We start from the raw sequence: 12,776 nt of genomic DNA on the forward strand, positions 1-12,776 counted from the left end.
TGCGGCCAGCAAAGGGGCGACATGATAGATTTCCTGATTATCGGCGGCGGTATTGCCGGGCTTAGCGCGGGCGCGCGGTTGTCAGAGCGCGGCCAGGTCACCGTGCTCGAAGGCGAAGAGGCGCTGGGCTATCACGCATCAGGCCGGTCCGCGGCTATGTTTGCACCCGCCTATGGTCCGCCTGCTGTTATTGCCCTCAACCTTGCCAGCGCAGCGCATTTTGAGACGAATGACTATCTGTCGCCACGCGGCTGGGTTCTGATCGGCGGGAAAGACCAACACGATGTGTTTCACCGGGATGCCGATCAACTTGGCGGCCGACAGATTTCCTTTGACGCGGCACAATCCCTTATCCCGATCCTGAACCCCGAAACCGTCGGGTTCGCGGCGCACAGCGACAGTGAACAAGATATAGATACCGACCGCATGATGCAGGATTTCGCCCGGACGATCCGTGGGAATGGTGGATCCGTTCTGACCCGGCAAAGCGTCACGGCAATTCGCAAACATAGGCACTGGATCGTCGAGGCCACCGAGAGCTTTGAGGCACGACACATCGTCAATGCAGCCGGCGCCTGGGTTGACGAAATCGCGGCGATGGCCGGTATCGCGCCGATTGGTATCCAGCCGCGCCGCCGCTCAATGGCCCGTATCCCGGCCCCCGGCGGGCATGACTTGCGCGCCTGGCCCATGATGTTGGGTGCGGGCGAATGCTGGTATGCTAAACCCGACGCGGGCAAATTGCTGGTCTCACCTGCCGATGCCGATCCGACCGCCGCCCATGATGCGTTTGCCGATGACATGGTTCTGGCCGAGGGCTTGGCCCGGTACGAGGCAATGGTCACCGAGCCTGTGACACGGGTCGAAACCAACTGGGCGGGCTTGCGCAGTTTCGCACCGGATGGCAGCCTGGTTTTGGGGCCCGATCCGACCGATCCTACGTTTATCTGGTCTGCCGGTCAGGGTGGTTACGGGTTTCAGACGGCCCCTGCTGCATCCCAACTGGTAGCGGATCTGACAGTCGGCAACCAATCAAGTCTGGACACGGCGACCATCGCCTCTCTGAGACCAGACAGGTTGCACAGATGAACAAGCGCCCGTTACCCTCCAACGCCAGCGTCGCGACTGTAGGAGAGAACGGTCAGTTGGTCGCTCCGGCAGCCAGCCGTAACGTCGGGGCTTTGTGTGATCTTCTGGACCAGTTCGCCCCTTTGACCGGACAAGCGCTAGAACTGGCAAGTGGCACCGGTCAGCACATCGCAGCCTTTGCCGAGTGCCGCCCCGGCATGCATTGGCAACCCAGTGAGGTTGAATCCGAACGGCGGGCCAGCATCAATGCCTACACCGCGGGCCTGCCGAATGTGTCTAAAGCAGAAGTTCTGGATGCAACCATCGAGGGTTGGCATCAGCCGTTTGGCGGCAGGGATCTGATCGTTCTGATCAATCTCTTGCACCTGATCAGCTGGGCCGAAGTGGAAACGCTTGTCGGTGAGGCAGCGCAAGCACTGAACGCGAATGGCCGGTTGATCCTTTATGGTCCTTTCATGCGCAACAATCGCCTGACCAGCGTGGGGGATCAACGATTTCATACGGCTCTGGTCCAGCAGGATGCTGAAATCGGATATAAAAACGACGGAGACGTTTCTGAGCTTTTGGCCAATCACGACCTGAAAATCCTGGAAGTCGCGGAGATGCCTGCAAATAACCTGGCCTTCATCGTGGAAAAACCTAACACCTGATCCAGATCAAAGCCCGACCGAAGCCAACTAAACATATTCCAAACACACGATGTTAAATGGAATGTAGCATGCCCTGGCAGGAAAAGATCAACGACACGCGAAAAGGTCTTCGCAATTTGAACGGCGCAATCCCTGATACCGCCCGCGCCTTCGGTGCGCTTGGCGCGGCGGTCAAGCAAGGCGGAACGCTAGACTACAAGACCAAAGAATTCATCGCTCTTGGCATATCCATAGCGGACCGATGCGAACCCTGTATCATGCTGCACACCGAAGCTTTGATCAAAGCCGGCGCGTCACGTGACGAGGTTTCGGACGTTCTGTCCATGGCGGTTCAGATGGGAGGCGGGCCGTCGATGATGTACGCCTCTAAGGCGCTGGACTGTTTCGACGAGCTGAGTGCATGAAAAAAGCCCGCGTGCTGCGGGCTTTTGAAGGCGGCACCAAAAAGGTGCCGCCGTTCTTATCCAGATCAGCCGTCCTTGCGGATGGTTTCGTTTTTCGGATCATAGGGGCTGTCGCAGGTGACGACCGCATCCCACAATTTGTCCTGAAGCTTGACCTTCAGCTTGGTGCCTTCCACCGCCAGATCGGGCTTCACATAGCCCATGCCGATGGATTTCTCGAAGGCTACTGAATAGCCACCCGAAGTCAGACGACCGACGCGTTCACCTTCCGGCGTATACAACACTTCACGGCCCCACGGATCGGCATCCTCCGGTCCGTCGATCAGCAGGGTGCAGCATTTCACGCGCACGCCAGTCTCTTCCAGCTTGGCCTTGCCATAGAAGTCCTTGGACAGGTCAACAAAGCGCGGCAGGTCGGCTTCCAGCGGAGTCGCGTCGCGGCCCAGTTCGGTGCCGAAGGCGCGATAGGATTTCTCCTGACGCAGCCAGTTCTGGGCGCGTGCGCCGACCAGCTTCATGCCATGCTTCTTACCCGCATTTTCCAGCAGGTCGAACAGGTAGTTCTGCATTTCAATCGGGTGGTGCAGTTCCCAACCCAGCTCACCGGTATAGGCCACACGGATCGCGTTGACCGGGCACATGCCCAGTTCGATCTGACGGGCCGACAACCATGGGAAGCGCTTGTTGGACAGTGCGGTTTCCGGATCGGCGTCTTTGATGACCTCTTTCAGAACGTCCCGCGATTTGGGTCCGGCGATGGCAAAAACGCCCCACTGAGTGGTCACATCCTGGATCTCGATGTAACCGAACTCCTCCATCTTGTCCTCGGCCGCCTTGCGCAGGTAATCGGCGTCGTACTCAGTCCAGGCACCGGCAGAGACGATGTAGTAGTTGTTCTCGCCGTTACGGACGATGGTGTATTCGGTGCGGGTGGTACCGTGCGAGGTCAGCGCGTAGGTCAGGTTGATACGACCGACCTTGGGCAGCTTGTTACAGGTGAACCAATCCAGGAACTGGGTCGCACCAGGGCCTTTGACGACATGTTTGGTGAAGGCCGATGCGTCGATCAGGCCAACGCCTTCGCGGATCGCCTTTGCTTCGTCAACGGCATGCTGCCACCAGCCACCGCGGCGGAACGAGCGGGCATCATGGTCGAAGTTTTCGGGTGCATCCAGCGGACCGAAGTAGTTCGGGCGCTCCCAGCCGTTAACCCAGCCAAACTGTGCGCCACGCGCTTTCTGACGGTCATAGGCCGGAACAGTCCGCAGCGGGCGGCAGGCAGCACGTTCTTCATCGGGGTGGTGCAGGATATAGACGTGCTCATAGCACTCTTCGTTCTTGCGCGCCGCGAACTCGGTGGTCATCCAGTTGCTGCTATAGCGTTTGGGATCCAGCGAGGCCATGTCGATCTCGGCTTCTCCATCGACCATCATCTGGGCCAGATAGTAACCGGTGCCGCCTGCGGCGGTGATACCGAACGAGAACCCCTCGGCCAGCCACATGTTGCGCAGACCCGGAGCCGGACCAACCAGCGGGTTGCCGTCGGGCGTGTAGCAGATCGGGCCGTTGAAATCGTCTTTCAGGCCGGATTCGGCACAGGACGGCACGCGCTCGGCCATTGCCATATACTGATCTGCAATCCGGTCGAGATCGAGCGGGAACAGATCAGCACGGAAGCTGTCCGGCACGCCGTGTTCGAACTGCGCCGGCGCACCATGTTCATAGATCCCCAAAATCCAGCCGCCGCGTTCCTCGCGTGCGTAGGATTCGTTGTCGGCATCGCGGACAACAGGGTGTTCGGGGTTGCCCGCTTCACGCCATTTGACCAGCTCAGGGTCTTTGTCCATGACGATGAAGGTGTGTTCGACCGGGATCGCGGGCATCTTGATGCCCAGCATTTTCGCGGTCCGCTGTGCGTGGTTGCCCGATGCGGTCACGACATGCTCGGCGGTGATAACCACCTGCTCATCCGACGGAATGAGGTTACCGCCCTTCTCGACCATTTTGGTGCAGGTGACTTCCCAATGAGTGCCATTCCAATGGAAGGCATCGGCCTGCAGCTTGCGAACGATCTCAACACCGCGTTGACGCGCACCCTTGGCCATCGCCTGTGTCACGTCTGCTGGGTTAATATAGCCGTCCTCGGTGTGATAGATCGCGCCCTTCAGGTCCGAGGTCTCGATCAGCGGCCAGCGTTCCTTAATCTGGTCCGGAGTCAGCCATTCATAGGCAACGTCACAGGTTTCGGCGGTGGACGCGTACAGCATGTATTCGTCCATGCGCTCCTGGGTCTGCGCCATGCGCAGGTTGCCAACCACGGCGAAACCCGCGTTCAGGCCGGTCTCATCCTCAAGCTGCTTGTAGAAATCGACCGAGTATTTGTGGATATGCGTCGTCGCATAGGACATGTTGAACAGCGGCAGCAAACCCGCCGCATGCCAGGTCGAGCCTGATGTCAGTTCGTCCCGCTCGATCAGCATGACATCGTCCCAGCCTGCCTTGGCCAGATGATAGGCAATCGAAGTGCCGACGGCGCCGCCGCCAACGACCAGTGCTTTGACTTGGGTTTTCATAGCCGGGTGTCTCCCCTTGGAATCTGTTGCCACCATATGGCGCAATCAGCGCCCACCGCGCGACATTCATCCGACCAGTGATATAAAAAAAACGACCCTCAGACATCTGGGGGTCGTTTTTCCTAAAAGTTTTGAACTTTCTCAGCCGCCAGACAGCGAGCAGGTCTTGCGCGCATCTTTGAAGGCGCATTTGCCCGAAGACCCTGCTCCACCCTTGTTCACACGAATCTCGGATGCTTCGTTCACACGTTTCCCAGAAGCATCGGCAGTTTCTGAACCTTTAAAAAACGACTTCAAACCGCCGAACAAACCGCCCGAGCTTTTCGGTTCGACCTCTTTTTCTTCCGACCCACCCGTTAGTTTCCCGAAAAGTCGCCCAAAAACACTGCCGCCAGAACCATCCGCATCTGCCTTTTCAATTTCCAGGCCAGCCAACCCTTTGCGATACCCGATCTGGATCAAATCATCCGGGGATTGGATATTGTTTGCGGTCAGATCGAAAGCATCAGATGGCAACCCGTGTTGTGCCGCCATTGTATTGGCAAGCAAGGCCAACCCGTTGATGTTTTCGATCCGCAACTGAGCAATCTCGCTGCGCAGCCGGGTGAACTCGGCCCGGACTTCGGCCATTTGCAAGGCGCGCTCTATGCCGCCATCCGGGTCGGTAACCGCCTCGTTTCCTACACCAGGCACCGGCCGGCTAAGCAACGCGTTCATCCCATCATAGTCAAGCTGGCTGAGGAATATGCGCACATCCTGCTCAGGGGCATCCGTGTACATCTCAACACGTATTTCCTCACCCAGACCCAGGGTGCCCGTATAGATCTGGAACCCAACCGGCTGTGTCAGATCCGTCACTTTGGCAGTGATCATCGACCAGACTTTACGGACATCGAGATGGATCGGGCTGTACTCAGCTTCGACAAACTGAAAATAGGCAACGCCCCCGATCACACCGAACGGAGCATAATTGCTGGCGCCGAAATCCATCGAGTCGATCGATCTTGCGATATTGCCCGCAAGTGAATCCGCGGAAGCCTCCTGCCGCAGTTTGATCTCAATCCAGTAAGTGTGACCAGCCTTTTCATAAACCCAGCTTACCTTATCCAGTTTTTTGGCCTGTATTTCAGCTTTTTGAACCGCCACCTTACTGGCAAGCGGGCGCGCGGCCTCACTGACTGATTTCAAGCCCCCCCCTTCACGCGCATCGAGCGTGAAGTCACTGTCCATTATTGCCCGACGCGAAAGCTCTGAATCCGGGACCGGCATATAGGGCTTGCCCCCTGCGCGCCAACGCTTCTGGCGGTCGCGTTCTGCCGCTTCGGCATCCAGTTCTTCATGATAAAGGGCGAACCGCGTTTTGAGCGTTTCCACATAGCCGTTTGCCGACAGCGTACCTTGGTGTTTCTTATCCTGCTGGTAGTAATCCAGCCCGACGACAACCAATCCAACAATCAGCGCAAACCCGATCAGCCGCAACGCGTCCATCAAATTACCTCAATATTCATTCACTGCTTATTTCGCGCAGAATCTTTGAAAATTGAGGCATCCTTGTGGCCTAGATACGGAATAATCCGCGCGGTTTTTACCCGTCCCTAGCCGGAAATATTTTTCCCGGGTTCATGATATTGTCGGGATCAAGCGCCTTTTTCACCGCCTCCATAAAGGTCAGCGCTGCCCCTAGCTCCTTGGCCAGGTATGACCGCTTTCCTTGCCCGATCCCATGTTCCCCGGTACAGGTTCCCTCCATCTCGATCGCAAGGTCATTCAACCACCCAACAAACCCGTCCGCCTTGGCCACTTCGTCGGCGTTTTCCATATCGATCAACAGCAAGGTGTGAAAATTACCGTCCCCCACATGCCCGACAATCGGCGCCAAAAGCTCAAGTTCCTTGGCCTTGTTCCGGGTCGCAGTCACGCATTCTGCCAGTCGCGAGATCGGTACGCAAACATCGGTTGATATGCCCCGCGCACCGGGGCGCAACTGCAAGCTGGCCCAATACATATCATGGCGTGCCTGCCAGAGTTTGTTGCGTTCTTCGGTTGTCGAAGTGGCCGCGAAATCTGTGCCGCCGAACTCTTCGGCGATCTGACCAAATGTCTCAGCCTGCTCGACCGCACCACCAGTCGATCCATGAAACTCCAATAGCAAAAGCGAGGTTTCCGGTAAGGCCAGTCCCGAATAGGCGTTTGCGGCCTTCACCGACACCTCGTCCAACAACTCGATCCGGGCCACGGGAACGCCGTACTGGATCGTCATCATTACAGCCTGACATGCCGCGTCGACAGAAGGAAAAACACAACGCGCCGAGGTGATCGCTTCGGGGATGCCTTGCAGACGCAGAGTGAGTTCTGTGATGATGCCCAGCGTGCCCTCTGCGCCTACCATCAGGCGGGTCAAGTCATACCCGGCCGACGACTTTCTGGCCCGCTGCCCGGTCCGGATGATTTGCCCGTCCGGCATCACGGCCTCAAGGCTAAGGATATTGTCCTTCATCGTACCATAGCGCACCGCATTGGTTCCCGAGGCACGGGTCGCCGCCATACCGCCCAGCGAGGCGTTCGCACCGGGATCAATCGGAAAGAACAGACCCTGATCACGCAGATGAGTGTTCAGCTCTTCTCGCGTTACACCTGGTTGCACGACACAATCCAAATCACCGGAATGAACGGCCAGTACCTTGTTCATCTGAGACAGATCAACCGAAATGCCACCGGCTGGCGCGTTCACATGCCCTTCCAGCGAGGTTCCGGTGCCAAAGGCAATCACAGGGACCTTATGCGTGGCGCAGGCCTTGACGATTTCCGAGACTTCCTGGGTCGAATGCGGAAACACCACTGCATCAGGGGGCTGGTTTTCGATCCATGTGGTCGTATGCCCGTGCTGCTCGCGGATTGCCTGACCCGTTTGCAAACGGTCGCCGAATTGCTGTTTCAGAATGCCGACGACCGTTTCAATCCCCGCCTCGTTTCGCCGAAGCGACTTTGCTTGCACCATGCTTTCCCTTTCTGACTGGCGCTAGACTATTCGCCCAGCGCAATGCCCTCACGTCGCGGATCGGCACCGCCTGTCAACATGTCCCCGATCTCGATGGCATGAAGACCTGATGTCAGATCACGCGCGTTGACCTCATAGCCAAGTTCGGTCAGCGCATCCGAAAGCCCTTCGGCCCCGGTGCCCTGTTCCACGTCGAACGTGCCGAAACGATTGACCAGATGCGGCAGTGCCAAGGCCTGTTGCACATCCATATCCCAATCTGCCCAGGCGATGATCGACTTGGCAACATAGCCGATAATCCGGCTTCCGCCCGGCGATCCGATGGCCAGAACCGGTGCACCGTCCTGCATCACAATGGTCGGGCTCATGGATGAGCGCGGGCGTTTGCCCGGTTCCAGACGGTTGGCAATCGGAACGCCATCACTGTGGGTTTTGAACGAGAAATCCGTCAGCTCATTGTTCAACAGGAACCCGTTGGTCATCAGCCGCGATCCAAAGCCGTTTTCGATCGTCGTGGTCATGGACAGCACATTGCCATACTGGTCCACGATCGAAATATGCGAGGTCGACGGAAGTTCCAGCGAGATATCATCCGCCCAGTTCGAGGCATGGTCAAATTCGGGATTCCCCGGAACGGCGTCGATCAATGCGGCCTCACCGCTCAGCAACGCGCCCCGTTCGGACAAATAGGCAGGATCGACCAGCCCCTGTGTCGGCATCGGGACAAAATCATGGTCAGCCATATAGCGCCCACGGTCGGCAAAAGCCAAACGCGAAGCATCCCCAATCAGCCGCCAGGATCTGATATCTTCGGGGCCTGACGCTGCCAGATCATAGCCGTTCAACATGCCCAGAATCTGCCCAACCGTCAGCGCCCCTGAGGATGGCGGGCCCATTCCGCAGACTTCATAAACGCGGTAGGTGGCACAGACGGGGTCACGTTCGATGACCTGATAAAGCGCCAGATCTGTACCAGACAGCACGCCCGGATTCCCAGGCGCGTTGCGAACCGTGCTGACGATCCCGGCGGCAATCTCTCCTCCGTAGAATCCAGCTGATCCTTCCGCAGCCATGATGCGCAGCGTTTCCGCATAGGCCGGGTTCGTCAACCGCTGCCCCTGTGCAAGCGGCTGTCCTTCCGGCAGGAAATACGCGGCTGTCTCGGGAAATCGCGACAGGCGTTCCGCGTCATTCTCAACAAGGCTGGCCAATCGAGGGGAAACCAAAAAACCCTCATCAGCCAAATTAATGCCGTCAGAAAACAGGCCGGGCCACGGACTGCGGCCCCAGCGGCGATGCGCCTCTTCCAACAAAGCCGGGGTGCCGGGTGTGCCGACAGAAAGTCCCCCGACAACCGCATCAAAGAATTTCAGCGGTTCGCCATTCTCGTCCTGAAACAGACGATGGGTGGCCTCAAGCGGGGCGGATTCACGTCCGTCCAGTGTTGTCAGCTTGCCAGAGGCCGCATCATACCAGACCAGAAATGCACCACCACCAAGGCCCGAGGATTGCGGCTCGACCAAACCAAGTACAACCTGCACGGCAACCATCGCATCAGCCGCCGAACCGCCTGCCCGCAGCACCTTGGCCCCAGCCTCAACCGCCAGAGGGTTGGCCGCGGCCACCATCCAGTTCTGCGACGTCACGGGTTCACCGGCCAATTTCGCTTCGAGTGAGGCTATGACTTCTGCGGTCAGGCCTTGAACCTGCCCGTCAGTACCACCCTCGGGTGCAACTGCATCCGCAGCTTCCTGAGAGGCCAACGGCCCGGCAAAGGTCATGGTTGCCAAAAGCAATCCCGAAATCAGACTTCGTTTCATAGTATCCTCCTGAAAAATTGACTTTGTATCGTCCGGCCACCAAGCCGCGTACTATAACATGGACGGAACAACCTGGTCCGGTGGTCGGTGGCCGTCTTCGAATGTCTTGATATTTATGATAACTTTTTCACCCATTTCGATCCGCCCCTCAAGCGTGGCAGATCCCATATGCGGCAACAGAACCACGTTCGGCAACTGCCGTAGGCGAGGGTTCACCTTCGTTCCGTGTTCATAAACGTCAAGACCTGCACCTGCGATATCGCCTGACCGGATTTGGCGGGTTAGCGCGTTTTCATCGACTACTTCGCCACGTGACGTATTGACTAGCACTGCACTCGGCTTCATCAGCTTTAGCCGCCGGGCATTCATCAGGTGGAAAGTCGAAGGCGTAGACGGGCAGTTGACCGAGATCACATCCATCCGTGCGACCATCTGATCAAGGCTTTCCCAATAGGTCGCCTCAAGCTCTTGCTCTGTCTCCGGTCTCAACCTACGACGGTTGTGGTAATGTATCTGCATTCCGAAGGCACTGGCACGACGGGCAACCGCCTGACCAATCCGGCCCATCCCCAAAATGCCAAGACGCCGCCCACCGATCCGCCCACCCAGCAACGCGTTGGGTGACCATCCTTGCCAGTCCCCTTTTTGCATGACGGACAGCCCCTCGGGGATGCGGCGGGTCACGGCCAATATCAGCGCCATAGTCATATCCGCAGTATCGTCGGTCAGCACACCGGGCGTATTCGACACAAGGATGCCGCGCTGACGGGCGGTTGCGACATCGATATTGTCAACCCCTGCCCCATAGTTGGCGATCAGTCGCAGCCTTTCACCCGCCCGCCCCAGCAATCCGCCATCAATCGAGTCTGTAACCGTTGGTACAAGTACATCCGCTTCTTGTACGGCCGCTACAAGCTCTTCTCGGGTCATGGGTGCGTCGTCCGCACGCAACCGGACATCGAACAGCTCGCTCAATCGGGTTTCAACAGCCTCGGGCAACCGTCGCGTAACGACAACACTCAGACGTTCTCTAGGCACCTGTGTACTCCCACTGCTTTGCAAACTTTCGCGCGTCATGGCATCGTGGCGCAGGATAAGGCGGGGCACAAGAACCCCTGGGCATTGATCCAACCTTTTTTCGAAGCAAAATTAACAGGCATAAGAGCAGACTGTCAGTGAGTGTTCTCCTACCAGTAAATCGCCGGATTCTGGCGCTTTTTTCAGTAATTTTGCTTGTGCTTGGTCCCTTTGTGGCCAGCGCACAGGATAAGCGCGGCCAGGTCACGAATCTGCCTTTGCCACGGTATGTTTCCATGAAAGCGGCCGAGGGAAACGTGCGCAGAGGACCATCCCTGTCGCATCGAATCGACTGGGTGTTCAAACGGCGCGGGATGCCTTTGCAGGTGACGGCGGAATATGGCAACTGGAGAAAGGTTCAGGACCGCGATGGCGCAGGGGGTTGGGTCCATTACGCCTTGTTGTCTGGCGTGCGCACAGTACTGATCGAATCCGACTTGCTGCCGGTCTATTCCAACCCGGACCCAAACTCGCAGGTCAGTGCGCGGTTTGAAACCGGCGTTGTCGCGCGGCTTGGAACCTGCACGATCGAGTGGTGTCGCATCTCTGCAGGTGGTTATCGTGGCTGGGCCCTGAAATCCAACCTTTGGGGCGTCGATCCCTCAGAGATTCGCGAGTAGCGCTGATCTCAGAGCAACCGGCAATGAAGTTCCCGATCCGCCACTCTCGAACTTGCTTATTCTTGTTATCTGCTTCGGCATTGGGCGGCCCTACGTAAGCAGGAGGCGCAACAAAGGGGTGCAGCGCCAGAAAGACCACATTCGCGACTGCCACTCGCCCTCGTTAAACCAATCGAAAACCTGCTTCCTGTCCGCCTGCCAGACGAATCCTCGCCCGGCCCAGCCGTTCAACATCTGTCCGCAGAGTCATGCTTCTTTGGCGGAAGAGCCAATTCACAGCCGTTGCCGTCAAACCATGTTCAACACCTTCGGGCAGGAAGAGGTGCTGCTAACATGACCCGTGAAAGATGCTCTGAATTTTTTTTATAACTGGCCTAATTTTTTTGCCTGAAAGCTCTTGAACCCTACCAACAACAATCGTAGATAGCGCCTCACCGTTGGGGTGTAGCCAAGTGGTAAGGCAGCAGTTTTTGGTACTGTGTATCGTAGGTTCGAATCCTACCACCCCAGCCAGTTCATCAGATCATAGAACGACAACAGGCTCTTGGGGCTAAACCCTCCGAGAAATGCCTCCGTTTATGCCCCAGCCACCCGAACCACCCGTTAACAATCATAGCGGGTTCTGCGGGGGTGCCCCTCCCACGTTGCGGGAGGAACGGGTTAGCTGTTCCGAAGTCGAGGTTTCTGCATAGCCACAGGTCTATAGCATACCCCAATCGACCCCGTTCGCCTGCCGGTCACACTCATCCTCAAGGTTATCACGGCGGTCACCGATGGTCAGATGGCGCGGGTTCACGCAGCGACGGTTATGGCAGCGGTGCCGGATCACCTGATCGCGGGTGGCGGGGTGTTGACTCGAATCAGAACCTATTTGTTTTTTGACCCACGAACTGGTGCTCGCGACCCGCCGTGAGACTGGTTGAATACGTGATTGAGTTTCGTCAGTTGCGTGGTTCGATTGGTCAAAGGTGGTATAGGTTGATTGTAACCACGCCGGTAACGCCACGATGAGGGACGTAGATCTCGGGCGTTTAACTGTATCCCTCCATTAAGAAGCATTGTCTTGTTTCTTATTGGTCTGCGTAATGAGCAGACTACCACCCCCAGAAAACCACATACATCAACGTAGCCCAAGACCGCCTTCGCAGGCGGTTTTTTTATGTTCTGAAAGGAAGATAATTGAACAAACAATCCAGTGAAATTTTCCCTGAAACTCCAACTCAGCCACTTCGCATATCAATAGCTCGCCGGAACGCTAGCAAGACGGCAGAAGTCGAAGGCAGCGTAGAACAGCAGACCTCAAACGTCTCTGCTGTTGATAAGCAGGACCCACCGGCTCAATCTGGATCTGGCAAGGAAGCAATCGGCATTGACGATAAGGACGTTACCTTCCTTGCCCGTGAGATAAGCAAATGGGTCGTCCGCCATAGAAATCAGTTTTTTATGGTTGCGCGCCCCTCGCATCCTTTGTCGCAGGCGGAGGCCAAACGTATCTGCTTGGGTAGGATGCGGAGCAACTACCCCACGATGGAGTTTACTCCAGGC

The 12,776-nt window shown here is 57.2% G+C and carries 11 protein-coding genes and 1 tRNA gene; 6 read left to right on the forward strand and 6 right to left on the reverse strand.

The window, feature by feature from the left end; translation table 11 throughout:
- Positions 1–21 precede the first annotated feature (21 nt).
- From AC2FIZ_RS19725 to AC2FIZ_RS19735, 3 genes are all read left to right on the forward strand, one after another.
- Positions 22–1,089, forward strand: a complete 1,068-nt coding sequence (locus tag AC2FIZ_RS19725; protein WP_496690542.1) for an NAD(P)/FAD-dependent oxidoreductase — start codon at positions 22–24, stop codon at positions 1,087–1,089.
- Positions 1,086–1,739, forward strand: a complete 654-nt coding sequence (locus tag AC2FIZ_RS19730) for a DUF938 domain-containing protein (RefSeq protein ID WP_281973635.1) — start codon at positions 1,086–1,088, stop codon at positions 1,737–1,739. The genes AC2FIZ_RS19725 and AC2FIZ_RS19730 overlap by 4 nt, the downstream gene beginning before the upstream one ends.
- Positions 1,740–1,807: 68 nt before the next feature.
- Positions 1,808–2,143 carry a carboxymuconolactone decarboxylase family protein gene (locus AC2FIZ_RS19735; RefSeq protein ID WP_142638962.1) on the forward strand — a complete coding sequence of 112 codons (336 nt, stop codon included), beginning with the start codon at positions 1,808–1,810 and terminating at the stop codon, positions 2,141–2,143.
- 65 nt (positions 2,144–2,208) lie between these two features.
- Here AC2FIZ_RS19735 and AC2FIZ_RS19740 read toward each other — a convergent pair whose 3' ends face one another.
- The 5 genes from AC2FIZ_RS19740 to AC2FIZ_RS19760 form a co-directional block, all read right to left on the reverse strand.
- Positions 2,209–4,716: a GcvT family protein gene (locus AC2FIZ_RS19740; protein ID WP_496791517.1), complete on the reverse strand. Its 2,508-nt coding sequence runs from the start codon at positions 4,714–4,716 to the stop codon at positions 2,209–2,211.
- A 141-nt stretch (positions 4,717–4,857) separates the two neighbouring features.
- Positions 4,858–6,204 (reverse strand): hypothetical protein, encoded by a 1,347-nt coding sequence (locus AC2FIZ_RS19745; protein ID WP_496791518.1) that lies wholly within the window; start codon positions 6,202–6,204, stop codon positions 4,858–4,860.
- A 97-nt stretch (positions 6,205–6,301) separates the two neighbouring features.
- Entirely contained in the window at positions 6,302–7,714 is a 1,413-nt protein-coding gene (locus AC2FIZ_RS19750; RefSeq protein ID WP_281973632.1) for an FAD-binding oxidoreductase, read from the reverse strand.
- Positions 7,715–7,740: 26 nt separating this feature from the next.
- A complete protein-coding gene (gene ggt / locus AC2FIZ_RS19755) occupies positions 7,741–9,534 on the reverse strand; it encodes a gamma-glutamyltransferase (protein WP_281973631.1) in 1,794 nt (597 codons plus the stop codon).
- Between the two features lie 51 nt (positions 9,535–9,585).
- Positions 9,586–10,572, reverse strand: coding sequence for a 2-hydroxyacid dehydrogenase (locus tag AC2FIZ_RS19760; protein WP_281973630.1), 987 nt, complete (start codon positions 10,570–10,572; stop codon positions 9,586–9,588).
- Between the two features lie 137 nt (positions 10,573–10,709).
- On the opposite strand from AC2FIZ_RS19760, the gene AC2FIZ_RS19765 reads away from it, so the two are divergent.
- Positions 10,710–11,231: an SH3 domain-containing protein gene (locus AC2FIZ_RS19765; RefSeq protein ID WP_142638974.1), complete on the forward strand. Its 522-nt coding sequence runs from the start codon at positions 10,710–10,712 to the stop codon at positions 11,229–11,231.
- Between the two features lie 438 nt (positions 11,232–11,669).
- A tRNA-Gln gene (locus tag AC2FIZ_RS19770) sits at positions 11,670–11,744 on the forward strand.
- Between the two features lie 187 nt (positions 11,745–11,931).
- Here AC2FIZ_RS19770 and AC2FIZ_RS19775 read toward each other — a convergent pair.
- Complete coding sequence (locus tag AC2FIZ_RS19775; RefSeq protein WP_496791519.1) at positions 11,932–12,237, reverse strand: hypothetical protein; 306 nt, start codon at positions 12,235–12,237, stop codon at positions 11,932–11,934.
- Between the two features lie 173 nt (positions 12,238–12,410).
- Here AC2FIZ_RS19775 and AC2FIZ_RS19780 point away from each other — a divergent pair.
- Positions 12,411–12,776 (forward strand): hypothetical protein (locus tag AC2FIZ_RS19780; RefSeq protein ID WP_496791520.1); only part of this gene is annotated, 366 nt, incomplete at its 3' end.

Source organism: Ruegeria sp. CDSB022, assembly GCF_059611145.1.